Source organism: Microbacterium sp. NPDC056736 (genome assembly GCF_042790415.1).
Lineage (GTDB): Bacteria > Actinomycetota > Actinomycetes > Actinomycetales > Microbacteriaceae > Microbacterium.
This window is the reverse complement of the sequence record NZ_JBHTZE010000002.1, coordinates 483,672-508,743: the sequence shown is the minus strand read 5'-3', so window position 1 is coordinate 508,743 and position 25,072 is coordinate 483,672. Positions and strand designations below refer to the sequence as shown.

The 25,072-nt window shown below is 71.0% G+C and carries 21 protein-coding genes; 15 read left to right on the top strand and 6 right to left on the bottom strand.

What is annotated here, in order from left to right; all coding sequences use genetic code 11:
• Nucleotides 1–19 precede the first annotated feature (19 nt).
• Complete coding sequence (locus ACFRAL_RS06920) at nt 20–1,093, top strand: alpha/beta fold hydrolase (RefSeq protein ID WP_378881096.1); 1,074 nt, start codon at nt 20–22, stop codon at nt 1,091–1,093.
• Here ACFRAL_RS06920 and ACFRAL_RS06915 read toward each other — a convergent pair.
• Nucleotides 1,090–3,141, bottom strand: coding sequence for a M3 family metallopeptidase (locus ACFRAL_RS06915; protein ID WP_378881093.1), 2,052 nt, complete (start codon nt 3,139–3,141; stop codon nt 1,090–1,092). The two genes, ACFRAL_RS06920 and ACFRAL_RS06915, sit on opposite strands and share 4 nt — an antisense overlap.
• A 105-nt stretch (nt 3,142–3,246) precedes the next feature.
• Between ACFRAL_RS06915 and ACFRAL_RS06910 the strand changes: the two genes are divergently transcribed.
• The 3 genes from ACFRAL_RS06910 to ACFRAL_RS06900 are packed head-to-tail and all read left to right on the top strand — an operon-like array spanning nt 3,247 to nt 5,472.
• Entirely contained in the window at nt 3,247–3,876 is a 630-nt protein-coding gene (locus ACFRAL_RS06910) for an ArsR/SmtB family transcription factor (protein WP_378881090.1), read from the top strand.
• Between the two features lie 10 nt (nt 3,877–3,886).
• Entirely contained in the window at nt 3,887–4,117 is a 231-nt protein-coding gene (locus ACFRAL_RS06905) for a hypothetical protein (protein ID WP_378881087.1), read from the top strand.
• The gene (locus ACFRAL_RS06900) at nt 4,114–5,472 is read left to right on the top strand and encodes an MFS transporter (protein WP_378881084.1); all 1,359 of its coding nucleotides are present in this window, start codon (nt 4,114–4,116) and stop codon (nt 5,470–5,472) included. The genes ACFRAL_RS06905 and ACFRAL_RS06900 overlap by 4 nt, the downstream gene beginning before the upstream one ends.
• 9 nt (nt 5,473–5,481) lie before the next feature.
• Here ACFRAL_RS06900 and ACFRAL_RS06895 read toward each other — a convergent pair whose 3' ends face one another.
• The 3 genes from ACFRAL_RS06895 to ACFRAL_RS06885 all read right to left on the bottom strand — a co-directional run bounded on the left by ACFRAL_RS06895 (nt 5,482) and on the right by ACFRAL_RS06885 (nt 9,807).
• The gene (locus ACFRAL_RS06895) at nt 5,482–5,730 is read right to left on the bottom strand and encodes a hypothetical protein (protein WP_336397012.1); all 249 of its coding nucleotides are present in this window, start codon (nt 5,728–5,730) and stop codon (nt 5,482–5,484) included.
• Between the two features lies 1 nt (nt 5,731).
• Nucleotides 5,732–8,329 (bottom strand): valine--tRNA ligase, encoded by a 2,598-nt coding sequence (gene valS / locus ACFRAL_RS06890; protein WP_378881080.1) that lies wholly within the window; start codon nt 8,327–8,329, stop codon nt 5,732–5,734.
• 140 nt (nt 8,330–8,469) lie between these two features.
• The gene (locus ACFRAL_RS06885) at nt 8,470–9,807 is read right to left on the bottom strand and encodes an MFS transporter (RefSeq protein WP_336397014.1); all 1,338 of its coding nucleotides are present in this window, start codon (nt 9,805–9,807) and stop codon (nt 8,470–8,472) included.
• Nucleotides 9,808–10,117: 310 nt separating this feature from the next.
• Here ACFRAL_RS06885 and ileS point away from each other — a divergent pair, with 310 nt between their 5' ends.
• The 4 genes from ileS to ndk are packed head-to-tail and all read left to right on the top strand — an operon-like array spanning nt 10,118 to nt 15,698.
• A complete protein-coding gene (ileS, locus tag ACFRAL_RS06880) occupies nt 10,118–13,510 on the top strand; it encodes an isoleucine--tRNA ligase (protein ID WP_378881078.1) in 3,393 nt (1,130 codons plus the stop codon).
• Complete coding sequence (locus ACFRAL_RS06875) at nt 13,507–14,871, top strand: folylpolyglutamate synthase/dihydrofolate synthase family protein (protein ID WP_336397015.1); 1,365 nt, start codon at nt 13,507–13,509, stop codon at nt 14,869–14,871. The genes ileS and ACFRAL_RS06875 overlap by 4 nt, the downstream gene beginning before the upstream one ends.
• The gene (locus ACFRAL_RS06870) at nt 14,861–15,262 is read left to right on the top strand and encodes a DUF4233 domain-containing protein (RefSeq protein ID WP_378881075.1); all 402 of its coding nucleotides are present in this window, start codon (nt 14,861–14,863) and stop codon (nt 15,260–15,262) included. The genes ACFRAL_RS06875 and ACFRAL_RS06870 overlap by 11 nt, the downstream gene beginning before the upstream one ends.
• A gap of 19 nt (nt 15,263–15,281) precedes the next feature.
• A complete protein-coding gene (gene ndk, locus ACFRAL_RS06865; RefSeq protein WP_336397017.1) occupies nt 15,282–15,698 on the top strand; it encodes a nucleoside-diphosphate kinase in 417 nt (138 codons plus the stop codon).
• Between the two features lie 69 nt (nt 15,699–15,767).
• Here ndk and ACFRAL_RS06860 read toward each other — a convergent pair whose 3' ends face one another.
• Nucleotides 15,768–16,385: a vitamin K epoxide reductase family protein gene (locus ACFRAL_RS06860; RefSeq protein WP_378881073.1), complete on the bottom strand. Its 618-nt coding sequence runs from the start codon at nt 16,383–16,385 to the stop codon at nt 15,768–15,770.
• Between the two features lie 340 nt (nt 16,386–16,725).
• On the opposite strand from ACFRAL_RS06860, the gene ACFRAL_RS06855 reads away from it, so the two are divergent.
• Both ACFRAL_RS06855 and ACFRAL_RS06850 read left to right on the top strand, forming a co-directional pair.
• Nucleotides 16,726–19,152, top strand: a complete 2,427-nt coding sequence (locus tag ACFRAL_RS06855; protein WP_378881070.1) for an Rne/Rng family ribonuclease — start codon at nt 16,726–16,728, stop codon at nt 19,150–19,152.
• A 107-nt stretch (nt 19,153–19,259) separates the two neighbouring features.
• Nucleotides 19,260–20,354 (top strand): glycosyltransferase, encoded by a 1,095-nt coding sequence (locus ACFRAL_RS06850; RefSeq protein WP_378881067.1) that lies wholly within the window; start codon nt 19,260–19,262, stop codon nt 20,352–20,354.
• 3 nt (nt 20,355–20,357) lie between these two features.
• On the opposite strand, the gene ACFRAL_RS06845 is transcribed toward ACFRAL_RS06850, so the two are convergent.
• On the bottom strand, nt 20,358–20,624 hold the full coding sequence (locus ACFRAL_RS06845) for a DUF4031 domain-containing protein (protein WP_336397021.1): 267 nt from the start codon (nt 20,622–20,624) through the stop codon (nt 20,358–20,360).
• 155 nt (nt 20,625–20,779) lie between these two features.
• Between ACFRAL_RS06845 and rplU the strand changes: the two genes are divergently transcribed.
• From rplU to ACFRAL_RS06820, 5 genes are all read left to right on the top strand, one after another.
• Nucleotides 20,780–21,088: a 50S ribosomal protein L21 gene (gene rplU / locus ACFRAL_RS06840; protein ID WP_109211193.1), complete on the top strand. Its 309-nt coding sequence runs from the start codon at nt 20,780–20,782 to the stop codon at nt 21,086–21,088.
• Between the two features lie 18 nt (nt 21,089–21,106).
• Nucleotides 21,107–21,364 carry a 50S ribosomal protein L27 gene (gene rpmA, locus ACFRAL_RS06835; RefSeq protein ID WP_109211194.1) on the top strand — a complete coding sequence of 86 codons (258 nt, stop codon included), beginning with the start codon at nt 21,107–21,109 and terminating at the stop codon, nt 21,362–21,364.
• A gap of 94 nt (nt 21,365–21,458) precedes the next feature.
• Nucleotides 21,459–22,967 carry a GTPase ObgE gene (gene obgE / locus ACFRAL_RS06830; protein WP_336397022.1) on the top strand — a complete coding sequence of 503 codons (1,509 nt, stop codon included), beginning with the start codon at nt 21,459–21,461 and terminating at the stop codon, nt 22,965–22,967.
• Nucleotides 22,964–23,806 carry a glutamate 5-kinase gene (gene proB / locus ACFRAL_RS06825; protein ID WP_336397023.1) on the top strand — a complete coding sequence of 281 codons (843 nt, stop codon included), beginning with the start codon at nt 22,964–22,966 and terminating at the stop codon, nt 23,804–23,806. The genes obgE and proB overlap by 4 nt, the downstream gene beginning before the upstream one ends.
• Entirely contained in the window at nt 23,803–25,062 is a 1,260-nt protein-coding gene (locus tag ACFRAL_RS06820) for a glutamate-5-semialdehyde dehydrogenase (RefSeq protein WP_378881062.1), read from the top strand. Before proB ends, ACFRAL_RS06820 begins: the two co-directional genes overlap by 4 nt.
• Nucleotides 25,063–25,072 lie beyond the last annotated feature (10 nt).

Sequence of the window (25,072 nt, the reverse complement as noted above, 5' to 3'; positions counted from 1 at the left end):
CGTGGCCCATACTGATGTCGTGTCCACCCCCATCGACGTCCGGTATGCCTGGTCGGGCTCCGACGATGTCGCCTGGTCGCAGCTCGGCGACGGCGCATCGGTGCTGGTCGGCGGCTGGTGGATGAGCCACCTCGAGCGCGACTGGGAGTATGAGCCTTTCCGCCGGTTCGTCCAGGCGATGGCCCGCCACCGTCGTGTCATCCGGATGGACCCTCCGGGCAGCGGACTCTCGCGTTCCCGCACCGGCACCCCTGACACGCTGGAGCCGCACGTCGACGCGATGAAGGCGGTCCTCGACGCTGCCGACGCCGAGCAGGCGACGCTCTTCGCCGGCTCGTCGGGGTGCGCCGTCGCGGTCGCGTTCGCCGCACGCCACCCCGAGCGCGTGCGCCGGCTCATCCTGGCCGGCGCTTACCTCGACGGGGCCTCGATCGCGTCGGCGGGGGATCGGGCGGCGCTGGTCGACCTCGTCCGCAGCAGCTGGGGGGTGAGCTCGCGGGTGATGTCCGACATCTTCTACCCGGACGCGACGGCGGAGCAGCGCCGCGCGTATGCGCGCCATCAGCGCTCCACCGCGACGGCGGAGTCGGCCGCCGCCGGCCTCGAGGCGGTGTACTCGTTCGACGCGCGCGCCGACGCAGCCGCCGTGACGGCGCCCACTCTCGTGCTGCACCGCCGCGGCGACCGGGCCATCCGCCTCGCGCTCGGCACGGCCACGGCGTCCGCCATCCCCGGCGCGCATCTGGAGGTGCTCGACGGCTCCGACCACCATCCGTGGCACGGCGACTCATCTGCCTTCCTGAGGCGCGCCCTCGCGTTCGACGGCGTCCCGGAGGCCGCGCTGGCGGGCGACCTTGTGAAAGCTCCCCCTGCCGAGCCTGGCGCTCGCGAGGCCGATTCGCCCATCTCTGGCCGCGAACTCGAGGTCCTGCTGCTCGTGTCACAGGGCCTCACCGACGCCCAGATCGCCGCGGAGCTGTTCCTGAGTGTGCACACGGTGCACCGGCACGTGGCGAATGCGCGCACCAAGCTCGGCGTGCCCTCGCGGGCGGCCGCCGCGGCGTGGGCGGTCTCGCACCGGGACGGCGTCTAGCCTGCGAGACCCCGGCGCTCGAGGAGCGGCTGGGTGTCGGCATCCCGGCCCCGGAAGTCGCGGTACGCCTCCAGCGGGTCCTTGGAACCGCCGACGCCGAGCAGGCGATCACGGAAGCGATCGCCGTTCTCACGGCGCAGGCCGCCGTTCTCGCGGAACCATTCGACCGTGTCGGCGTCGAGCACCTCGCTCCAGATGTAGGAGTAGTACCCCGCGCTGTACCCGCCCGAGAACACGTGGGCGAAGTAGGTGGACGAGTAGCGTGTCGGCACCGCCGGGTTGTCCAGCCCGATGTCGGCGAGGGCGGATGCCTCGAACGCGGCGACGTCCAGGTCCGCCGCGGCGTCCTGGACCGAGAGCGAGTGCCACGCCTGGTCGAGCCACGCCGCGGCCAGGTATTCGCTCGTCGCGAAGCCCTGGTTGAAGGCCTCGGAGGCGTGAAGCCTCTCGACGATGCTGGCGGACAGCGGCTCGTCGGTCTCGATGTGCCGGGCGTACGAGGCGAGGATCTCGGGCCAGTAGATCCACATCTCGTTGACCTGGCTGGGGAACTCGACGAAGTCGCGGAACACGTTCGTCCCCGCGAAGTGCGGATATGTCACGGTTGCGAAGAGCCCGTGGAGGGCGTGCCCGAACTCGTGGAAGAGCGTGGTGACCTCGTCGAGGCTGAGGAGCGTCGGGCGCCCGGCGGCGGGCTTGGACACGTTGAGGTTGTTCACCACGATCGGAGCGGTGCCGCGCAGGCGCGACTGCAGCACGATCGAGTTCATCCACGCGCCCCCGCGCTTGGTGTCGCGCGTGTAGAGGTCGAGGATGAACAGCCCGAGCGCCGAGCCGTCCGCGTTGTGCACCTCGAACACCCGCGTATCGGGGTGGTAGCCGGCGAGGTCGTCGCGTTCGGTGAAGGTGATGCCGTACAGCTCGGTGGCCGCGCGGAAGACGCCGTCCTGCAGCACCCTCTCGGCCTCGAACCACGGGCGCAGCGCGGCACGGTCGAGGTCGTACTCGGCGGCGCGCACCTTCTCGGTGTAGAACGCCCAGTCGTGCGCCTCGAGGGCGAACGGTGCCGGTTCGGCGTCGACGATGGCCTGCAGCTTCTCCTGCTCGCGGCGGGCGTTGCGGGCGGCGGGCACCGCCAGCCGGCGGAGCAGGTCGTGGACGGCGGCGGGGGAGCCCGCGGTCTGGTCGGAGGTGATGTAGGCCGCGTGCGAGTCGTAGCCGAGCAGTGCTGCGCGCTCCGCGCGCAGCCGCACGATCTCGAGGAGCGTCTGGCGATTGTCGTTGTCGTTGCCCCGCGAGCCGCGCGAGCGCGACGCCTCCAAGAGGCGCGCCCGCGACGCACGATCGGTCAAGGCGGCGAGGTACGGGTGGCCGGTGAAGAGCGTGAGCGTCACGACCCACTTGCCGTCCAGGCCGCGGTCGGCGGCGGCCTGGGCCGCAGCGGACAGCTCACCCTCCGAGAGCCCGTCGAGCTCGTGCGCGTCATCGAAGACGACCGCCAGGTCGTTCGTGTCGGCGAGGAGGTTCTTCTCGAACTGGGTGGTGAGGGTGGAGAGCCGCTGGTTCAGCTCCGTGAGTCGCTTCTTCGCCTCCTCTCCGAGGCCGGCGCCGGCGTGGGACATCTCGGTGTGGTGCCGCTCGACGAGGTAGCGCTGCTCCGGCGTGAGGTCGAGCTCGTCCAGCTGGTCGTGGATCGTCTTGATGCGCCAGTACAGGGCCGAGTCGAGCTGGATGGAGTCGTGGTGCGCCGACATGAGCGGCGCGAGCTCCTCCTCGATCGCCTGGATCTCCGGCGTCGCATCCGCGGACGAGACCGTGTAGAAGGTGCGCGCGATGTCGCCCAGCAGGCGGCCGCTCTCCTCGAGCGGGACGAGCGTGTTCTCGAAGGTCGGCATGGACCGGGCCCTCGTGATCGCCGACACCTCGGCCGAATGCCGGGCGAACGCCTCCTCGAATGCGGGGAGGTAGTGCTCGGGCCGGATCGCGGCGTAGTCGGGCAGTCCGTAGGGCAGCGCGCTGGGGGAGAGGAGGGGATTGCTGGTCGGCATCCCGCAAGCCTAGCCGCGGGCTCGACCGTTGCCGCCGAGACTTTGCAAACCAATTTGTGCAAAGAAATACTTGCAAAGAATCCTTTGCGGTCGTACGCTGAAGCCATGGACGAGGAGATCACGGCCCCGAGCACCGACGACCGTTCGCCGGCCCCGAGCGGGCGGCAGGACCGGGTCCTCGACGCCGGCGCGCTGCGGGCCCTGGCGCATCCGCTCCGCGTGAAGATCTACGACATCCTCAGCCAGTACGGCCCCCAGACGGCGAGCTCGCTCGCCGAGCGGCTGGGGGAGTCCTCGGGCGCCACCAGCTACCACCTCCGCGCGCTGGCCAAGCACGACCTCATCCACGAGGTGGCCGACCGCGGATCAGGCCGGGAACGCTGGTGGGAGCGTCCGGTCGGCGGCGTGTCGTTCGCGAACGAGGAGGCGCTCAAGACGCCCTCCGGCCGTGCGGCGACCCAGATCGTGATGAGCGAGTTCTTCCGGCTTCGCCAGGAGCAGCTCATGCGGTTCATCGACCGGGGCCTGAACGCGGAAGAGCACGCGTGGCAGGACGCGAGCTTGATCTCCACGGCCACCGTGCGCCTCACGCCCGAGCAGAGCAAGGAGCTCGCCACGGCGATCATGGCCCTCATCGACGAAGCGGTCGACACGTACCGCGAACAGAACGGCGAGGACGTCCGCCCGGTGACCATCCGGGCCGACCTGTTCCCGCTCCCCGGACTCGAAGGATAGGAGCGCAGTCATGACCACCATCACCCTCCCGGATGTGACGACGGGAACCCTCTCCGCCGCCGCCACGGGGCTCGACAGAGCCCTGCTGCGCGCGGCATCCGCCCTCGACGCCCACGTCCTCGGACGCGTCGAACGGCGCGCGGGCGTCGCCTTCCGACGCGCAGTGTCGGCTCATTCGGCCGCCGACGGCATCCGCCGTGACGCGACAGCTCGCGCGGCGATCGGGATCCTCCCGCGATGAGCGCCGCCACCGACACGCAGCCGCGGAAGGGGTCGCGGAGCGAGCGACCGGCCAGGGTGCCGCTCGGCCGCGACTTCGGCAAGCTGTGGACCGCGGCAGCCTTCAGCAATCTCGCCGACGGTGTCGGACGCGTCGCGGTGCCGCTGATCGCGACGACGCTCACGCGGGATCCCCTCGCCATCGCGGCGATCAGCGCGCTCGCGTTCCTGCCATGGCTCGTGTTCGGGCTGCCGGCCGGGATGATCGTCGACCGCTTCGACCGGCGCTGGATCATGGCCATCGCGAACACGATCCGCGGCCTCGCCGCGGTGGGGCTCGCGACGCTGACGGTGTCCGGAGCCATCACGGTGTGGTGGCTGCTGGCCGGCGTGCTGGTCTTCGGCCTGGGTGAGACGCTCTTCGACAACGCGACGAACTCGATCGTCCCGACCCTGGTGCCCCGGCGAGGGCTCGACCGCGCAAACGGGTTCCTCCAGGCGGCGCAGATCACGATCGACAACTTCATCTCGGCGCCGATCGGAGGCGTCCTGTTCGCCTTCTCGCTCGCCCTGCCGCTCTGGGTGGGCGCCACCGGCTACGTCATCCCGATCGCCCTCGCGCTGCTCCTTCCGCTCTCCGCAGCGCGACCCCTCCGCGAGCCGCGGGATCTCGACCGCGCGGCGACCATCGCCGCGCAGGGCGAGATCGCATCCGCGGAGCCGTTGGCCGCCGCCGAGCTGCCTGCCGCCGCGCAGCCCCGTCCGGCGGAGGCGGTCTCGGCACGGGAGGCGCTGGCGTACCTCTGGAACCACCGCTTCCTGCGGGCGATGGTGCTCTTCACCTGCGTCGTCGGCTCGGCATTCGCCTTCGCCCAGGCCCCGATCTTCCTCTACTTCCTCGACGAGCTCGCGGTCGACCCCGCCGCCATCGGCTTCGTCACAGCGGGCATCGGACTGGGCGCCCTCGTGGGCTCGCTCATCGCCCCCGGTCTCGTGCAGCGGTTCGGACGGGGCCGCGTGATGCTCGCGGCGAACGTCGTCGCCGCGGCCGGGCTGTTCGGGGTTTGGCTGGCGCCGGAGGCGATCACCGGCACCGTGGCCTACGCGGTGATGGCGTGCGCCGTGTCGATCTGGAACGTGCCGTGGGGCGCGCTGCGTCAGTCGATCATCCCCGGCCACCTGTTCGGCCGCGTGCTCGGCATCATCCGCAGTCTGACGTGGGGCATCTTCCCCTTCGCGACGCTGCTGGGCGGCTGGGTGGCGCGCTTCGACCTCCGGCTGCCGTTCCTCATCGCGGCCGGCGTCACCCTCGTGGCGACGGCGGTCGCCGTGAGGCTCCTGCTCGAGGCGTCGCGGCACGACGCCCCGGAGGACTGACGGCGGATGCTACCCGAACCCGTCTTCCGGATCGTTCCGGGCGACGGGTTCGCCGTCGGCGTCGAGCGACACGATGATCCCGGTGTCGAGTTCGGCGATCGGCTTGCCTTCGAGCCACGTGAGCGTCCAGCGCGGCCGAGGCTGTCCGAACTGGTCGGCCGGGATCGTCGCGTCGACGGACTTGACGCCGCGGCGCAACGCGTCCGGCACGGCGGCGGGAGGCTCGTCGCCCGAAGTCCAGCGTGTTCCGAGCTGCATGTCAGGCCTCCTGAGTGGCGAGCTGGATGTCGGTCACCGACACGGCGTCGGCGTCGGCGTACTCGATCCGCTCGATGCGGCCGACCGCCTTGAGGTCACCCTCGGCGAGCTTGAGCGCCTCGAGGGTCGCGGCCGGGGCGGCGATGACCGCCCGCGCCACCGGGGTCTTCTGCGACGCCTTGGCCTCCGTCTTGGCGCGACGCACGCCGACGAGCGCCGCGCTCACCGCGGTGAGCACGGCCGGGTCGCCCCACTCCTCGTCCGGCGCCACGGGCCACGCGGCCGTGTGCACGGAGCCCTCGTTGAACCAGGACCAGGCCTCCTCGGCGGCGAAGGCGAGCACCGGCGCGAGCAGCCGGAGGAGCGCCGACATCGCCAGGCGCAGCGCGAGTGCGGCGGAGGCCTGGCCGACATCGGTCTGGTTGTAGGCGCGCTCCTTGACCAGCTCGAGATAGTCGTCGCAGAACGTCCAGAAGAACGATTCGGTCACCTCGAGAGCACGGGCGTGGTCGTAGTCCTCGAGCGCCTTGGTCGCCTCGCGCACCACGCCGTGGAGCGTGGCGAGCATCGATGCGTCCAGCGCGTGGGTGACCTCGGCGCCCTCGGGGACCGGGAACGACAGGACGAACTTGGCGGCGTTGAGCACCTTGATCGCGAGGCGGCGGCCGATCTTGATCTGCGTCGGGTTCTGCGGGTCGAAGGCCGCGTCGGTGCCGAGACGGCTCGAGGCCGCCCAGTACCGCACCGCGTCCGACCCGTGCTGGGCGAGGATGTCGGCGGGCGTGACCACGTTGCCCTTGGACTTCGACATCTTCTTGCGGTCGGGGTCGACGATGAAGCCGGAGATCGCCGCATCCGTCCACGGCGCGCGGTCGTCTTCGAGGGCGCTGCGCAGCAGCGTCGAGAAGAGCCAGGTGCGGATGATGTCCTGTCCCTGCGGACGGACGTCGAACGGCGTGACGAGGTTCCACAGCTCCGGGTCCCGCTCCCAGCCTCCGGCCAGCTGCGGCGTGAGGGATGACGTCGCCCACGTGTCGAAGATGTCGTTCTCGCCGTCGAACCCGCCAGGGACGCCGCGCTGGTCCTCGGTGTAGCCGGGGGGCACGTCGGTGGAAGGGTCGATCGGGAGCGCGGCGAGGTCGGGCGTGAGAACGCGGCCGTAGTCGCGGTCGCCGTTCTCGTCGAGGGCGTACCAGACCGGGATCGGAACGCCGAAGAAGCGCTGACGGGAGACCAGCCAGTCACCGGTGAGACCGTTCGTCCAGTTCTCGAAGCGCACGCGCATGAAGTCCGGATGCCACGACATGCTCTTGCCCAGGGCGATGAGCTTGTCGCGCAGCGCCTCGTCCCGTGCGCCGTTGCGGATGTACCACTGGCGCGTCGAGACGATCTCCAGCGGGCGGTCGCCCTTCTCGTAGAACTTCACGGCGTGAGTGAACGGCTTCGGGTCGCCTTCCATCTCGCCAGACTCCTGGAGGAGCTCGACGATGCGCTTCTTCGCGCTGAAGACCGTCTTGCCGGCGATCTCGGCGTACGCCGCCTTGGCGGCATCCGTGGCGATGACGTCGGGCGCCTCGGCCATCACCCGGCCGTCCTGTCCGAGGATGGTGCGGTTCGGAAGCTGGAGCTCGCGCCACCAGACGATGTCGGTGACGTCGCCGAAGGTGCAGATCATCGCGATGCCCGAGCCCTTGTCCTGCTGGGCCAGCGGGTGGGCGAGAACGGGCACCTCGACGTCGAACAGCGGAGTGCGCACGGTGGTGCCGAAGAGCGGCTGATACCGCTCGTCGTCCGGGTGGGCGACGAGCGCCACGCAAGCGGCGAGCAGCTCGGGCCGCGTGGTCTCGATGAAGACGTCGCCCGACCCGTCGGTGCTGTGGAAGGCGACGCGGTGGTACGCGGCCGGCTGGTCGCGGTCTTCGAGCTCGGCCTGCGCGACAGCGGTGCGGAAGTCGATGTCCCAGAGCGTCGGCGCCAGGTCCTGGAACGCCTCGCCGCGCTCGACATTGCGCAGGAACGCCAGCTGGCTGGTGCGCATCGTGTCGTCGGAGATGGTGCGGTAGGTCTGGGTCCAGTCGACGCTCAGGCCGAGCGAGCGCCAGAGCGCCTCGAAGTGCTTCTCGTCCTCGACGGTCAGCCTCTCGCAGAGCTCGATGAAGTTGCGGCGGCTGATCGGGATCTGGTCGGCGGCGCGGCTGGACTTGTTGTCGCCGCCCTCGTAGGGCGGCGTGAAGCCCGGCTCGTACGGCAGCGACGGGTCGCAGCGGACGCCGTAGTAGTTCTGCACCCGGCGCTCGGTCGGCAGGCCGTTGTCGTCCCAGCCCATCGGATAGAACACCGTCTTGCCGCGCATGCGCTCGTAGCGCACCTTGACGTCGGTGTGGGTGTAGCTGAAGACGTGGCCGATGTGGAGCGATCCCGAGGCGGTCGGCGGGGGAGTGTCGACCGAGTAGATGCCTCCGCGCCCGACCTCGACGGCGCGATCACGGTCGAAGAGGTACGTGCCCTGCGCGGACCACGCGGCGTCCCACTTCTGCTCGAGGCCCTCCAGCGCGGGCTTGTCGGGGATCTGTCCCTGTGCGGGGCGGGCGTCGGTCATGCGAACTCCTCGAGCGATATGTGCGGCACTGTGTGAGCGTGCCTGAGTGTGGGATGCCGCTCGATTCTAGCCCGGGCCGCGTGAAGGCGGAAAAGCGAGCGGATGCTGCGCGCTGCGGCATCCGCTCCCTCGATGTCTCGTCAGGCGTTCGCCGTCGCCGTCTCGGGTCGTGTCGCCAGCTCCGGCTCCACGCGGCGGCGGGACGCGAGGAAGGCCGCCACCAGCGTCACCGCCGACATGATCGCGAGGATGACGCCCGGGTGCCACCAGGCATAGCCGGTCGCCTCGCCGAGACTGAGCGTCAGGTACGGCACGAAGCCGCTCAGCGTCGCGGCCAGGGCGTACGCGAACGACAGCGCCGAGTACCGGAAGTGGTCGGGGAAGAGGTCGTTCATGAGCCCGCCCAGCGCCGCCCACGCCATCGTCGGCAGGATGCCGCCGACGATCATGGTCCCGACGAGGATCGGGAACGTCGCGAACTGCAGCAGGAAGTACATCGGGAAGGTGATGAGGAGCGTTCCCAGCGCACCCCACACCACCACGTTCGCCGAGCCGACGCGGCTCGCCCACGCCCCGAACAGCGGGATCGTCACGAGCTGCAGGAGACCGCCGATGGTCGTCGCGACCAGAAGGTCCTGGAAGCTGAAGCCGAGCTGCTCGACGCCGTAGTTGACGGTGTAGGTGTTCATGAGCGAGTACGACCCGATGCCCAGGAGCGCGGCGCCGACGGCGATCGCCATCGCACCGGGACGCTTCGCGAACATCGTCACGAACGGCACGCGGTCGCGGCGCCCCTCGGCGACGATCCCCTCGAACACCGGGGTCTCGGAGATGGACCAGCGCAGGTACAGCGAGACGAGCAGGAGGGGGAGCGCGAGGAGGAATGGGATGCGCCAGCCCCATTCGGCGATCTGCTCGGGCGGGAGCACGGCGGTGAGCACGATGAAGACCGTGGCGGAGAGGATCGAGCCGACGGGCGAGCCGAGCTGCGGGATCGCGGCGTAGAACGCGCGCTTGACCGGCCCGGAGTTCTCGGTGGCGATGAGGATCGAGCCGCCCCACTCGCCGCCCAGCGACAGCCCCTGGACGATACGCAGGACGATCAGCAGCACCGCGCCGAGCCATCCGGCCTGGGCGTAGGTGGGCAGCAGGCCGATGAGGCCCGTCGCGACACCCATGATGGCGACGGTCCACAGGAGGGTCGCGCGGCGCCCCACGCGATCTCCCATGTACCCGAAGATCACCGCGCCGATCGGGCGGACGACGAAGGCCAGCGCGATCGTGAGGAACGCCGCGCTGGTGGCGCCGAACTGCCCCAGCGGGTCGAAGAACAGCGGCCCGACGAAGAACGCCGAGAAGTACGCGAAGAGGTAGAAGTCGAACGACTCCAGGGAGGTCCCCACCATCGATGCCCATGCGACGCGGCGCGTCGGGGCGTTGTCGAGGGGGAGGGTGGATGCGGGTGCTGCGGCGGTCACGGACGTCAATCTTGGCACGAGTCCAGAAACCAGGACGCGGCCGTTCGCATTCCCGCCTTGCGCACGCCCGGTAGACTCGTGCGATCAGCACCGATCCGGCCATCACCGGGGAGCTCTCGGAAGAACAGGACGCCACCGCGTGGCGTCCCCATTAGAACCGAGCGGGTCAGGCCCGTCACAGCCGCAGTGAGAGAGGACGGATGCCTCCGCCGAGGCATCCGTCAATGCAGGGTGGTACCGCGGTCGGCCGGAGAGTCTCCGGTTCGGTCGTCCCCGCAGGAAGCACACGAGCGAGCACCTGCGAGAGATGATGACCTACCCACGATCTGAGTCACGGTCCCCGAGCACCGGCGAAGCCGCCGTCGTCCCGAGCCCCCGCTTCCCCGACATCGAGCGGGAGACGCTCGCCTTCTGGGAGGCCGACCAGACCTTCCGCGCGTCGATCGACCAGCGCGAAGGCGCCGACGAGTGGGTCTTCTACGACGGTCCGCCGTTCGCAAACGGCCTGCCGCACTACGGCCACCTGCTCACCGGCTACGCCAAGGATCTCTTCCCGCGCTTCCAGACCATGCGCGGCAAGAAGGTCGACCGCGTCTTCGGCTGGGACACGCACGGTCTCCCCGCCGAGCTCGAGGCCATGAAGCAGCTCGGGATCACCGAGAAGAGCGAGATCGAGGCCATGGGCATCGCCGCCTTCAACGCGAAGGCCCGCGAGTCCGTCCTCGCCTACACGCGGGAGTGGGAGGACTACGTCACGCGCCAGGCGCGATGGGTGGACTTCGAGCGCGGCTACAAGACGTTGAACCCGTCGTACATGGAGTCCGTGCTGTGGGCGTTCAAGACGCTTCACGACAAGGGTCTCGCGTACGAGGGGTACCGCGTCCTGCCGTATTGCTGGCGCGACGAGACACCGCTGTCGGCGCACGAGCTGCGCATGGACGACGACGTGTACAAGATGCGCCAGGACCCGTCGGTGACCGTCGCGTTCCCGCTGGTGGGCGCCAAGGCCGAGTCCCTCGGCCTCACCGGGGTGCGCGCGCTGGCGTGGACGACCACCCCCTGGACGCTGCCGACCAACCTCGCCCTGGCGGTCGGCCCCGGCATCCGGTACGTCGTGGTGCCCGGCGGGCCCGACGGCGCCGCCGACGTCCACCGCGGGCCCGACGGCCGGGCCGACGAGGCGGAGGAGGCGTACGCCCACCGCTACCTCCTCGCTGAGGAGCTGCTCGGTGGGTACGCGAAGGACCTCGGCTACGAGTCCGCCGAGGCCGCCCGCGCCGCCGTCGTCCAGACGGTCCTCGGATCCGAGCTCGAGAACGTCGCGTACGACCGTCTGTTCGACTACTACGCGGATGCCGCGACCTGGGGCACCGAGAACGCCTGGCGCATCCTCGTCGACGACTACGTCACGACGGGCGACGGCACGGGCATCGTCCATCAGGCTCCGGCGTTCGGTGAGGACGACCAGCGGATCACCGAGGCCGCCGGCATCCCGCTCATCATGAGCCTGGACGACGGCGGGCGCTTCCTGCCGCAGGTGACCGACGTGGCCGGCGAGCTGTGGATGGACGCCAACCGTCCGCTCATCCGACTGCTGCGCCAGGAGGGCCGTCTCCTGCGCGAGGCGAGCTACGAGCACTCGTACCCCCACTGCTGGCGATGCCGCAACCCCCTCATCTACCGCGCCGTCTCGAGCTGGTTCGTGCGCGTGACCGACATCAAGGACCGGATGATCGCCGGCAACGAGCAGATCACCTGGGTGCCTGAGAACGTCAAGCACGGCCAGTTCGGCAAGTGGCTCGAGGGCGCGCGCGACTGGTCGATCAGCCGCAATCGCTACTGGGGCTCTCCGATCCCGGTGTGGAAGAGCGATGACCCGTCGCACCCGCGGGTGGACGTCTACGGCTCGCTCGAGGAGCTCGAGCGCGACTTCGGCCGTCTGCCGCGCAACGCGGAGGGCGAGGTGGACCTGCACCGCCCCTACATCGACGAGCTCACCCGCCCGAACCCCGACGACCCGACCGGCCGCTCGACGATGCGGCGCATCGAGGACGTCTTCGACGTGTGGTTCGACTCGGGGTCGATGCCCTACGCGCAGGTGCACTATCCGTTCGAGAACCAGCAGTGGTTCGACGAGCACTCGCCGGCCGACTTCATCGTCGAGTACATCGGGCAGACGCGCGGCTGGTTCTACGTGATGCACGTGCTGTCGACCGCGCTGTTCGACCGGCCGGCCTTCACGGGCGTCTCGTGCCACGGCATCGTGCTGGGCAGCGACGGCCTGAAGATGTCGAAGTCGCTGCAGAACTACCCCGACGTCAGCGAGGTGTTCGACCGCGACGGCTCCGACGCGATGCGCTGGTTCCTGATGTCGAGCTCGGTGCTGCGGGGCGGCAACCTCATCGTCACCGAGGAGGGCATCCGCGCGGGCGTCCGGGAGTTCCTGCTCCCGCTGTGGAACGCGTGGTACTTCTTCGCCACGTACGCCAACGCGGCGCGCGGCGCCGGCGGAGCGGGCTACGAGGCGTCGTGGCGCACCGATTCGACCGACGTGCTGGACCGCTACATCCTGGCGCTCACCGGCGACCTCGTGCGCGACGTCGCCGCCGACCTGGAGGCGCTCGACTCGACGCTGGCCGCGGCCAAGCTCCGCGACTTCGGCGAGGCGCTGACGAACTGGTACATCCGCCGCTCGCGCGACCGCTTCTGGACGGGCGTGTCGGACGACCCGGAGAGCCGCCAGGCGTTCGACACGCTGTACACGGTGCTCGAGACGCTCACCCGCGTCGCCGCCCCGCTCATTCCGCTGGTGGCCGAGAAGGTGTGGCAGGGACTCACCGGCGGCCGCAGCGTTCACCTGCAGGACTGGCCCGACGCCGAGGCGTTCCCCGCGGCGGACGACATCCGCGCCGCCATGGACGCCGTGCGCGAGGCATCGAGCGTCGCCAACGCCCTGCGCAAGAAGGAGGGCCGCCGCGTGCGCCTGCCGCTTCCCACGCTCACGGTGGCGGTTCCGGATGCCGCAGCCCTCGCGCAGTTCGAGGGCATCCTGCGCGACGAGCTCAACGTCAAGACGGTTCAGCTCATGGAGCTGGGCGACGACGTGTCGGAGCGCTACGGCATCAGCAAGCGCCTCTCCGTCAACGCCCGCGCCGCCGGCCCGCGCCTGGGCAAGCAGGTGCAGCACGTGATCGCCGGGGCGAAGGCGGGTGTGTGGGAGGAGCGCGACGGCGCCGTGATCGTCGACGGCATCGCCCTCCAGCCCGGCGAGTACGACCTGACCCTCGAAGCCGGGGGCGTGGCGGAGGGGACGGCGATCGCCCTCCTCGCGGGCGAGGGCTTCGTGCTGCTCGACACGACCACCACGCCGGAGCTCGAGGCCGAGGGGCTCGCGAGGGACGTCATCCGAGCCGTGCAGGACACGCGCAAGGCCGCCGGATTCGACGTCAGCGACCGCATCCGCCTGGCGCTGCTCTTCGACGAGGCCGCCGACGGCGAGGCCGTCGCGTCCGCGTTCGACGTCGCCGACGTCGCGGGTGAGACCCTCGCGGTCGCGCACTCGGTGAGCACCCGCGGCAGCCGGCTCGTCGTCTCGGGCGACGGCGACACGCCCGTCGAGTACGAGGCCGTCGTCGACGCGGGCACGTACGCCAATCGCGGCGCGTTCACCGTCTCGGTCGGCAGGGTGGGGGTCTCGGCATGAGCGACCGCGACCGCCGCAGGGCCGACGCCGTCTACGAGGCGCTGCTCCAGCGCCAGGGGGAGCGGTGGGTGCAGCCGCGCGTCGAGCGCACCCGCCGCGTGCTCGAGCTGCTCGACGACCCCCAGAAGACGTATCGCGTCGTGCACGTGACCGGCACGAACGGCAAGACCTCGACCAGTCGCATGATCGAGAGCCTCGTGCGTGCCCACGGCCTGCGCACGGGCCTGTTCACCAGCCCGCATCTCGAGCGGTTCACCGAGCGCATCATGATCGACGGAGAGCCGATCGACGACGCCGCCGTCGCCGACGCGTGGGACGAGATCTCGCCGTTCGTCGACATCGTCGATGCCGAGCTGGAGTCGAAGGACGATGCGCCGCTGACCTTCTTCGAACTGCTCACGGTGCTGGCGTTCGTGGCGTTCGCGGACGCGCCGATCGACGTGCTGGTGCTCGAGGTGGGAATGGGCGGGTCCTGGGACTCGACCAACACCGCGGACGGGGACGTCGCCGTGTTCGCGCCGATCGACGTGGACCACGCCGACCGGCTCGGCGACACGATCGCCGAGATCGCCGCGGTCAAGGCGGGCATCATCAAGGACGGCGCTGCAGTCGTCTCGGCGCGGCAGGATGCCGCCGCCGAGGCGGCGCTGCGCGAGGCAGCGACCCGCCACGGCGCCTCGATCGCCTTCGAGGGTGCGGAGTTCGCCCTCGCCGAGCAGCGTCTGGCCGTGGGCGGGCAGCAGATCACGGTGCGCGGGCTCGCGGGCACATACGAGGACGAGTACCTGCCGCTGTACGGCGCCCACCAGGGCTTCAACGCCGCCCTCGCGATCGCCGCGGTGGAGTCCCTCGTCGGGGGAGGAGCCCAGCGCATCGCCGGCGACGTCCTGGCCGAGGGTCTCGGCGCCGTCACCTCGCCGGGCCGTCTCCAGCTGGTCGGCGCAGCACCCACGGTGCTCGTCGACGCGGCGCACAACCCGCACGGCGTCCGCGCACTCGTCGGCGCCCTGCGCGAGAGCTTCGACTTCGACGAATGGGGCGTGGTGCTGGGCGTGCTCTCCGACAAGGACGCCGCCGGAATCGTGGCCGAGTTCGCACCGGTCGCCGCCCACGTCTTCGCCACGGCGCCGGACTCCGAGCGGGCCGAGGACGCCGACGCCATCGCCGACCTCGCCGAGGCCCACGACCTGCGGGTGTCGGTGCACCGCGACCTCGCGGATGCCGCGGAGGCGGCGCGCACGTGGGCGGCGGCATCCGATCGCCGTGCCGTCGTCATCGCGGGCTCGGTCGTCCTCGCCGGCGAGGCGCTGGCGCTGTCCGCCTCCGAGGACTGGAAGAGCGGGTCGAGCGATGAGCGCTGAACGGCCCGCACGGCCCCGCCGCGCCCGAGGGGCGGCGGAATCGCTGGGCGCCATCGTGCTCGGATTCGAGTCGCTCATCGCGTTCCTGGCAGGACTGGTGATCTTCGGTCTGAAGGCGCTGCCCGCGCCGATCGAGCCGTGGTGGGGGATCGTCGCGGGCACCGTGGTGGCGGCGCTCATGATCGCCACCACGCGCGTGCTGCGCCACCGGTGGGGCATCGCGCTCGGCTGGGCCCTGCAGGTGATCGTGGCGCTCGGCGCCCTCCTCGTCCCCGCGCTGGCGCTCGTCGCCGTCATTTTCGGCGGCATGTACGGGTATGCGACGATCAAGGGGGCCGCTCTGGACCGGCGCAACGCGCAGCTCGCGGCGAATCCCCCCGAAGAAGCCTGATCCGAAACGAAAGGCCCGCATGCCCACCGAAGAGACCCTCGTCCTCGTCAAGCCCGACGGCGTCGCCCGCGGCCTCACCGGCGCGATCCTCGCCCGCATCGAGGCGAAGGGGTACGCCCTCGTCGACATCCGCCTGGTCGAGCCCGACCGCGAGCGGCTCGAGCGCCACTACGCCGAGCACGAGGGCAAGCCGTTCTACGAGCCGCTGCTGGAGTTCATGATGTCCGGCCCGTCCGTCGCCATCCGCCTGGCCGGCAACCGGGTCATCGAGGGGTTCCGCTCGCTGGCCGGGACGACGGATCCCACCACCGCGGCGCCCGGAACGATCCGCGGCGACCTGGGCCGCGACTGGGGCCTGAAGGTTCAGCAGAACCTCGTGCACGGCTCCGACAGCCCGGAGTCGGCCGCCCGCGAGCTGGACATCTGGTTCGCCTGAGCCGACCGGCGCGGGGGCCATCGTGCGCACGGGCGGTCGCGCCGGTCGACGGCGCGGCCGTCCGTCGCATCAGCCGAAGAGCGTCTGCCAGACGTTGACGATCGCGTTCATCTCGAGCTGCGCCAGCAGCAGGATGATCGCGTAGCTGAGGATCGCGGCCAGCGGCACCCACGCCATCAGCCGGTCGGCGACGCGCCGCACGCCTGCCGACACCGGGACGAGTCCCGCCCGCAGCAGGTGGAGGGTGACGGCGTAGAACGTCGGGATCGTCACCGACCACGTCACCATGCACCACGGGCACAGCGTGTGCAGGTCGTAGATGCTCTGGCCGATCAGCCAGACGACGAAGCCGAACGCGAAGGCGATCCCCGCCCAGAAGCACCACCAGAACCAGCGCGCGAACCGGGCCCGCGCGAGGATCGCCATTCCCACGACGATCGGCGCCATCCAGCCGGTGAGTCCGAGGATCGGGTTGGGGAAGCCGAACACGCTGCCCTGCCACGAGTCGAGGTTGGCGCTGCACTGCACCAGCACGGAGAAGTCGCACGACGCGATGGCGTCGGGATTCGCGAGCGCGTGGAGCTTCTCGAGGGTGAGCGAGAACGCCGCCCACCAGCCGATCACGCCGGCGACCACGAGCCAGACGGCGAGACCGGTCGGACGGGCGTGGCTGTGCTGCTCGGGCATGCCTCGGATTATGGCATCCGGCTCTGATCGGTTGCCGCACCCGGCGCCGTGCCAAATGCCCGAGACGGCGCTCCACCCCATCGGCGCGCCGCGAATGGGCAATATGGCGGGGGAAGTGCGATAATGGGGGTCGATCGATCACGGCCGCGCCGTGCCGGTCGCATACAGAAGACTTCAGGGCGACGAATGCCCTTGGCAGCGCGAACCTCCGCCAGAGCGCCGAGATCCGCTGCAGACCGAGTGAGTTCGCGGCACCGCCCCGTCCGGAGGGGCATGGGCGGCGCCGCACGAGATTTCGCCGGGCGACGCGCGGTGCCGCCCCGCTAGGAGTACGCCAGTGATGGCTGATGGAACCGATGCAGAATTCATCCCTGGGACCGATCCGGACGCTCCGCTGACAGCGGCGCCGGTCGACGACGCGACGTCCCCAGCGGCGGGCGCACAGGTCGAGGACCACGGGGTGGCCGACACGGGCGGCGCGACGGCGGATGCCGGCGTCGCGACCGACGGCGACGGAGCCGACGGAGAGCCTGCGGCGACCGCCGACACCCCCGCGGGTGAGGCGGCTGAGGCAGCCGCAGCCGAGGGTGAGACGGCCCCCGGGGCCGCCGCCGTCCCGGCGCAGGAGTCGGCGGACGGCGCGAGCGCCGATGCGGACAGCCCCGGTGGTGCGCAGCCCGCGGACGCCGGTGGGCCGTCGCCCACGGAGCCGGTCACGGCGGTGAGCCTCGGCCTGCTGCCGCAGGAGTTCGTCTCGGCGGTCTCGACGCAGCTGCACTTCTACGCGCCCGAGATCGCCGTCCTCCCCGCCCGTCCCGGACGCGAGCGGGAACGGGAGCGGGAGCCCGAGGCCGACGCCTCCGGTTCGGGGTCGTCGCGCCGCCGCAGCCGTCGTCGCGGCGGCGAGGGCAGGGACGAGGCATCCGCGTCCTCCGATCAGCCGCAGCAGCCGCAGCAGCCGCGGCAGCGCGCGGTCGAGCTCATCACCGAGCCGCAGCGCATCAAGGGATCGACGCGGCTGGAGGCCAAGAAGCAGCGGCGCCGCGACGGCCGGGAGGCCGGTCGCCGCCGTGCGGTCGTCACCGAGGCCGAGTTCCTCGCCCGGCGCGAGTCCGTCGACCGCGTCATGATCGTCCGTTCGCGCAACGGCCGCATCCAGATCGCGGTGCTCGAAGACAACGTGCTCGTCGAGCACTACGTCGCCCGCAGTCAGGACGCCTCGCTGATCGGCAACGTCTACCTCGGCCGTGTGCAGAACGTGCTGCCGAGCATGGAGGCGGCGTTCGTCGACATCGGCCGTGGCCGCAACGCCGTGCTGTACTCGGGCGAGGTGGACTGGGATGCCGTCGAGACGGGCAACCAGCCGCGTCGCATCGAGCTCGCCCTCAAGAGCGGCGACCGCGTGCTCGTGCAGGTGACCAAGGACCCGGTCGGGCACAAGGGCGCCCGCCTCACCAGCCAGATCTCCCTTCCGGGCCGCTACCTCGTGTACGTGCCGGGCGGCGCCATGAACGGCATCTCCCGCAAGCTGCCCGACACCGAGCGCGCGCGCCTGAAGAAGATCCTCAAGGAGGTGCTGCCCGAGTCGTCGGGCGTCATCGTCCGCACCGCGGCGGAGGGGGCGACCGAAGAGCAGCTCACCCGCGACGTGCAGCGTCTCACCAACCAGTGGGAGCACATCTCCAAGCAGATCGAGTCCATCCAGGCGCCGGCGCTGCTGCACTCGGAGCCCGACCTGCTGGTCAAGATCGTGCGGGACGTCTTCAACGAGGACTTCTCGAAGATGCTCATCCAGGGCGACGACGCCCACCACACGATCTCGAAGTACCTCGAGTCTGTCGCACCCGACCTCCTCGAGCGCGTCGAGCGCTTCGAGGGCGAGCACGACCCGTTCGACGAGTTCCGCGTCACCGAGCAGATCGAGAAGGCCCTCGACCGCAAGGTGTGGCTGCCCTCGGGCGGCTCGCTGGTCATCGACCGCACCGAGGCCATGACCGTCGTCGACGTCAACACCGGCAAGTTCGTCGGCTCGGGCGGCAACCTCGAAGAGACCGTCACCAAGAACAACCTCGAGGCCGCCGAGGAGATCGTCCGCCAGCTGCGCCTGCGCGACATCGGCGGCATCATCGTCGTCGACTTCATCGACATGGTGCTCGAGTCCAACCGCGACCTCGTGCTGCGCCGGCTCGTCGAGTGCCTGAGCCGCGACCGCACCAAGCACCAGGTCGCCGAGGTGACCTCGCTCGGACTCGTGCAGATGACCCGCAAGAAGCTCGGCCTCGGTCTGCTCGAGACCTTCAGCGAGGCGTGCGAGGTGTGCGCGGGCCGTGGCCTGATCGTGCACCACGACCCCGTGGTCAAGCACCGCGCGCCGGCCGCGGGTGCATCCTCGTCCGGTCGCCGGGGCCGCGGCGCGTCGCCCGCCCCGACGAACGGCGGCTCGAACGGCACCCATGTCATCACCGAGGGCGTGAAGTCGGCCCTGGCCCAGATCGCCGCCTCGACCATCCACCACCATGACGAGGCACCGGTGGCCGAGGCCGCCCCGGTCGTGGAGCAGCCGCAGACCGAGCGTCCCAAGAAGCGCAAGAAGCGTCAGGACGCCGGCCAGAAGCGCGAGACGAAGACCGAGAAGGACATGCTCCTCGATTCGGTGCTCAACGCCCTCCCCGAGCCCAAGGCTCCTGGTCAGGGGCGCTCGCGTCGGCGCGTGACCACGGCGGCCCTCACCGGCACGCCGGTTCCGCACACGCCCGCCGAGGACTGAGGTCGCCCGGGGCCCGGCGCACGCCGGGCCCCGGGCGGCCACCCCCTGTCGGCGCTTCCCCGCCATCGCTAGTGTGAGCGCCGAGGGGCCGGGGGAGCGGGGGCGCCATGGCGCGCTACATGTTCGTCACGTGGGACGGCGGTGGGAACCGCGTGCCGACGATCGCCGTCGCGCGGGCTCTCGTCGATCGCGGGCACGATGTGCGGGTGCTGGGGCACGACTCGCAGGCCGAGGCCTATCGCGCCGCGCACCTGCGCTTCACGGCGTACCCCAGCGCGCCCGGATTCGTGCTCGATCCCCGTCCGGGCGGCCTGCTGCGGCTGTTCACGGACAGGGGACTGGCCGACGACGCCGTGGCCCAGCTGACCGCGGCTCCGGTCGACATCGTGGTCGTGGACTGCACCCTCGTCGCGGTGCTGGACGTACTCGACCGTATGGATCAGCGCTTCGCCGTGCTCGAGCACACCATGCACGACTTCCTCGTCCCCGGGTTCCGCGCCCTCGAGGCGATCGCCTGGACGCGAGGGATCCGCGTCGCGCGGCCGCGCTCGCATGCGACGCCGATCCTGGTGGCATCCGTCCCCCGCCTGCGTGCGCCCTTCCCGCCTCAGCGGCCGCTGTCGGCGGGGCCGGGGGAGGTCGTGTACGCCGGAGTCATGACGCCGGCGGTGGCGGCGCGCCCCGACGCCTCGACTGTCGTCCTCACCCTCAGCACCTTCCGGTTCCCCGATCTGGTCGCGATGTGGCAGCGGATCCTCGATGCCGCGGACGGGATCGACGCGCCGGTGGTCGCGACGCTCGGCCGCGCGGTCGCGCCGGGCGAGGTGACTGCGCCGCCGGGTGTGCGGGTTCTCGAGTGGATGCCCCATGACGAGCTGTTCCCGGACGCTTCGCTGATCGTGGGGCACGGCGGGCACGGGACGACCCTCGCGGCGCTCGCCCACGGCGTGCCGGTGCTCGTGCTCCCGCTGGACACCACGTCGGATCAGCCCCGCATGGCTCGCGCGGTGACGCTGGCCGGAGTCGGGGAGACCCTTCCGCGGCGGGCCGGCCCGGCGGCCATCCGCGCGACGATCGAGCGGATGCGGCGCGATGCGGCGCTGCACCGCCGTGCGCAGGAGCTCGGGGCGGCGATCAGACAGCTCGACGGACCCCGGCGGGCGGCACAGGTCCTGGAGCTGGCGGTTTCCGGCGGCCGGTGAGGCTCAGCGTCGGTCGCGGGCCTTGACCCGGAGCCCGGATGCGATGAGACGGCGCACCAGCTCGTGTCCGCTCACGTGCTGCGCTCCGGCCGCCACGAGCCTCGCGTGCGCCTCTTCCGGGACGTCGTAGTGGTCGAGATCGAAGCCTCGTCGCGGGATGCCGTTGGCCGCGGCGAACGCGTGCAGCTCGCCGAGGTCGGAGTCCGTCACCAGGTGCGCCCACAGTCGCCCGTGCGCCGGCCAGCGCGGATCGTCGATGAGGATCGCCACGTCCGAATCCTACGCACGGATGCCGCGCGCGCCCGCTTTTCGCGACCGCATCCGGCATCTGATAAAGTGGACCCTTGGTGCGTCGAGATATCCGCACCGAGTCTTTCATGACGTCCTGAGCGCGTGCGCGTGCTCCCAGAAGAAACAGGTGTGAAGTGGTTTACGCAGTTGTGCGCGCCGGTGGCCGGCAGGAGAAGGTCGAGGTCGGCACGATCGTCGTTCTCGACCGCCAGGCCGCGAAGGTCGGCGACAAGATCGAGCTCCCCGCGGTGCTCTTCGTCGACGGTGACACCGTGACGACCGACGCCGACAAGCTCGCGAAGGTCACCGTGACCGCCGAGGTGCTCGGCGAGGAGCGCGGCCCCAAGATCGTGATCCAGAAGTTCAAGAACAAGACCGGCTACAAGAAGCGCCAGGGCCACCGTCAGGACCTCACGCGCGTCAAGGTCACCGGCATCAAGTAAGCCACAGGAGACGCAGAGATGGCACACAAAAAGGGCGCAAGCTCCACCCGCAACGGTCGTGACTCCAACGCGCAGCGCCTCGGCGTGAAGCGCTTCGGCGGCCAGGCCGTCAACGCCGGCGAGATCCTCGTCCGCCAGCGCGGCACCCACTTCCACCCCGGCGCCAACGTCGGCCGCGGTGGCGACGACACCCTGTTCGCGCTCGCCGCGGGGGCGGTCGAGTTCGGCCACAAGGGCGGCCGCAAGGTCGTCAACGTCGTGGCGGTCGCGGAGTAATCCTCGACAGGCTCACGCACCGCGAGAGTGGCGCAGACTTCGAGAAGGGGCGGGCTTCGGCTCGCCCCTTCCCTTTATCCCTGAGGGGGACCGGATGGTCACGTTCGTCGATCGGGTGACGCTTCACCTGCGCGCAGGCAAGGGCGGCAACGGCTGCGTCTCGGTGCGCCGCGAGAAGTTCAAGCCGCTCGCCGGCCCCGACGGCGGGAACGGCGGGCACGGCGGCGACATCGTGCTCGTCGCCGACCCGCAGGTGACGACGCTGCTGTCGTACCACCACTCTCCGCACCGCAACGCCGGCAACGGCGGGTTCGGCATGGGCGACAACCGCTCCGGTGCCGCCGGAGAGGGCCTCGAGCTCCCCGTGCCCGTCGGGACGGTCGTGCGCGACCCCGACGGCGAGGTCCTGGTCGACATGATCGAGCCCGGCATGCGCTTCATCGTGGCGCCGGGCGGTCAGGGCGGTCTCGGGAACGCGGCGCTGGCCAACCCCAAGCGCAAGGCGCCCGGGTTCGCGCTGCTGGGCGTGCCCGGCTGGGAGGGCGATGTTCTCCTCGAGCTGAAGACCGTCGCCGACGTGGCGCTGGTCGGCTTCCCCTCCGCCGGCAAGTCGAGCCTCATCGCCGCGGTGTCGGCGGCACGGCCGAAGATCGCGGACTACCCGTTCACCACCCTCCATCCCAACCTCGGTGTCGTGCAGGCCGGCGACGTGCGCTTCACCGTGGCCGACGTGCCGGGTCTCATCGAGGGTGCGAGCGAGGGCAAGGGGCTCGGACTGGAGTTCCTCCGCCACGTCGAACGCTGCACGGCGCTCGTGCACGTCCTCGACTGCGCGACGCTCGAGCCCGGCCGCGACCCCATCACCGACCTCGACGTCATCCTCGCCGAGCTCGGCGCCTACCCGGTCCCGGAGGGTCAGGTCCCGCTTCTGGAGCGACCTCAGCTCATCGCGCTGAACAAGGTCGACGTCCCGGAGGCGAAGGATCTGGCCGACCTCGTGCGACCCGACCTCGAGGCACGCGGCTACCGCGTGTTCGAGATCTCCACCGTCAGTCACGCAGGCCTGCGCCAGCTCACCTTCGCCCTCGGCGACATCGTCGCGGCGCATCGTCTCGAGCAGGCGAAGACACCCGCCCCCGAGCGCATCGTGATCCGGCCGAAGGGCGCGGACCGGGACTTCACCGTGCGGGTGGAGGGCGGCACCTACGGCAACGTGTACCGCATCCTGGGCGACAAGCCGGTGCGCTGGGTGCAGCAGACCGACTTCCAGAACGACGAGGCCGTCGGCTTCCTGGCCGACCGTCTCGACAAGCTCGGCGTGGACGACGCGCTGTACCGCGCGGGAGCCACGCCGGGGGCCACCGTCGTCATCGGCGAGGGCGACGGCATCGTCTTCGACTGGCAGCCGGCGCTGACGTCGGCCGCCGAGGTCATGACGGCCCCGCGCGGCACCGACCCTCGTCTGTACCAGGGCGGCCGGCGCACCAGCTCCGAGCGCCGTGAGCAGTACCACGAGCTCATGGACGCGAAGGCTCAGGCCCGCGCCGACCTCGAGGCCGAGCGCCTCGCCGAGCGCGGGTGGGCCGAGGAGGACGCCGAGTGAGCACCCCCGAGCGCCGCGACCTCCCGGCCGCGCGCCGCGTCGTGGTGAAGGTCGGATCGAGCTCGATCAGCGGTGACAACGCCCACAAGATCGCGCCGCTCGTCGACGCCCTGGCCGCGGCGCACGGGCGCGGGACCGAGGTCGTGCTCGTGTCGTCCGGCGCGATCGCGACGGGCATGCCCTACCTGCTGCTCGACGAGCGGCCCAGCGACCTCGCCACGCAGCAGGCGGCGGCGGCCGTCGGCCAGAACGTGCTGATCTACCGCTACCAGGAGGCGCTCCGGCCGTTCCGCATCGTCGCGGGTCAGGTGCTGCTGACCGCGGGTGATCTCGAGAACCCGACGCACCGCTCCAACGCCCGCCGCGCGATGGAGCGCCTGCTCGGCCTCCGCATCCTCCCGATCGTCAACGAGAACGACACCGTCGCGACCCACGAGATCCGCTTCGGCGACAACGACCGCCTCGCCGCGCTCGTCGCACAGCTGATCGGTGCCGACGCACTGGTGCTGCTGAGCGACATCGAGTGCCTCTACACGCGCCCGCCGGACGAGCCGGGCGCAGCGCCCATCCCGCGCGTGGCATACGGCGACGACCTGCACGGCTTCCAGTTCGGGTCGGTCGTGGTCAACAGCGTCGGCACCGGCGGCGCGGCGACCAAGGTGTCCGCTGCACGTCTGGCGGCGGCATCCGGGATCGGAGTGCTCGTCACGAGCGCCGACCTCGTCGCCGAGGCGCTCGCGGGCGCCGAGATCGGCACGTGGTTCCAGCCGAATCCCGAGCCCGCTGCGCCCGCCGCGACCGGACCCGTGCGCACCGCCGCCGATAGACTGGTCCGATGACCACCACCGCCACGACGGCACGCGAACGGATGCTTCTGGCGAAGGACGCCGCCCGCACCGTGGGCCTTCTCGGCGACGAGGCCAAGCGCGACGCGCTGCTGGCCATCGCCGATGCGATCGAGGCCGCGGCGCCCCGCATCGTGGCCGCGAACGCGGAGGATCTGCAGCGCGGCGCCGAGACGGGACTCTCCACGGCACTGCAGGACCGGCTGCGGCTGGATGAGCCGCGGGTCGCCGCGCTGGCGGCAGCGGTGCGCGAGATCGCGGCACTGCCCGATCCGGTGGGGCGGGTCCTCGACGAGCGCACCCTCGCCAACGGCGTCTCGCTGACGAAGGTCGCCGTGCCGTTCGGCGTCGTCGGGTCGATCTACGAGGCACGTCCGAACGTGACCGTCGACATCGCCGCTCTCGCCCTGCGGTCGGGCAACGCCGTGGTGCTCCGCGGCGGCACCGCGGCCGAGCGCACCAATGCCGCTCTCGTGAGCGCCATGCGCGGAGCCCTGGCCGATCGCGGCCTCGACCCGGAGGCGATCCAGACGGTCGACGAGTTCGGGCGCGAGGGCGCGCGGGAGCTCATGCATGCCCGGGGGATCGTGGACGTGCTGGTGCCGCGGGGGAGTGCGCAGCTCATCGAGACGGTCGTGACCGAATCGTCGGTCCCGGTGATCGAGACGGGCGCCGGCGTCGTGCACATCGTGCTCGACGAGACCGCGCCGCTGGAGTGGGCCCGCGACATCGTGGTCAACGCCAAGACGCAGCGTCCCAGCGTCTGCAACGCGGTCGAGACCGTGCTCGTCCACCGGGCGGCCGCCGAGCGACTCGTGGGCCCCGTCGTCGAGGCGCTGCAGCAGGGCGGCGTCACCGTGCACGGCGACGAGTCCGTCGTGCGGCTCGCGCCGGGGGTGACACCGGCCACCGACGACGACTGGGCGACGGAGTACCTGAGCCTCGACCTGGCGATGCGCGTCGTGGATGATCTCGACGATGCGCTCGACCACATCCGGCGCTACTCCACCCATCACACGGAGTCGATCGTGACGCGGGATGCCGCGAACGAGGCCCGGTTCCTCGCCGAGGTGGACTCTGCCGTGGTGATGGCGAACACCTCCACCCGGTTCACCGACGGCGGCGAGTTCGGGTTCGGCGCCGAGGTCGGCATCTCGACGCAGAAGCTGCACGCCCGCGGGCCCATGGGTCTGGCCGAGCTCACCAGCTCCAAGTGGCTCGCGCGCGGCGCAGGGCAGGTCCGCGCGTAACGGAATAGAC

Coding starts and splice junctions, on each gene's coding strand:
- ACFRAL_RS06915 (WP_378881093.1), bottom strand. CDS start 3,141: ATGCCGACCAGCAATCCCCTCCTCTCCCCCAGCGCGCTGCCCTACGGA.
- ACFRAL_RS06910 (WP_378881090.1), top strand. CDS start 3,247: ATGGACGAGGAGATCACGGCCCCGAGCACCGACGACCGTTCGCCGGCC.
- ACFRAL_RS06905 (WP_378881087.1), top strand. CDS start 3,887: ATGACCACCATCACCCTCCCGGATGTGACGACGGGAACCCTCTCCGCC.
- ACFRAL_RS06900 (WP_378881084.1), top strand. CDS start 4,114: ATGAGCGCCGCCACCGACACGCAGCCGCGGAAGGGGTCGCGGAGCGAG.
- ACFRAL_RS06895 (WP_336397012.1), bottom strand. CDS start 5,730: ATGCAGCTCGGAACACGCTGGACTTCGGGCGACGAGCCTCCCGCCGCC.
- valS (WP_378881080.1), bottom strand. CDS start 8,329: ATGACCGACGCCCGCCCCGCACAGGGACAGATCCCCGACAAGCCCGCG.
- ileS (WP_378881078.1), top strand. CDS start 10,118: ATGACCTACCCACGATCTGAGTCACGGTCCCCGAGCACCGGCGAAGCC.
- ACFRAL_RS06875 (WP_336397015.1), top strand. CDS start 13,507: ATGAGCGACCGCGACCGCCGCAGGGCCGACGCCGTCTACGAGGCGCTG.
- ACFRAL_RS06870 (WP_378881075.1), top strand. CDS start 14,861: ATGAGCGCTGAACGGCCCGCACGGCCCCGCCGCGCCCGAGGGGCGGCG.
- ndk (WP_336397017.1), top strand. CDS start 15,282: ATGCCCACCGAAGAGACCCTCGTCCTCGTCAAGCCCGACGGCGTCGCC.
- ACFRAL_RS06860 (WP_378881073.1), bottom strand. CDS start 16,385: ATGCCCGAGCAGCACAGCCACGCCCGTCCGACCGGTCTCGCCGTCTGG.
- ACFRAL_RS06855 (WP_378881070.1), top strand. CDS start 16,726: ATGGCTGATGGAACCGATGCAGAATTCATCCCTGGGACCGATCCGGAC.
- ACFRAL_RS06850 (WP_378881067.1), top strand. CDS start 19,260: ATGGCGCGCTACATGTTCGTCACGTGGGACGGCGGTGGGAACCGCGTG.
- rpmA (WP_109211194.1), top strand. CDS start 21,107: ATGGCACACAAAAAGGGCGCAAGCTCCACCCGCAACGGTCGTGACTCC.
- obgE (WP_336397022.1), top strand. CDS start 21,459: ATGGTCACGTTCGTCGATCGGGTGACGCTTCACCTGCGCGCAGGCAAG.
- ACFRAL_RS06820 (WP_378881062.1), top strand. CDS start 23,803: ATGACCACCACCGCCACGACGGCACGCGAACGGATGCTTCTGGCGAAG.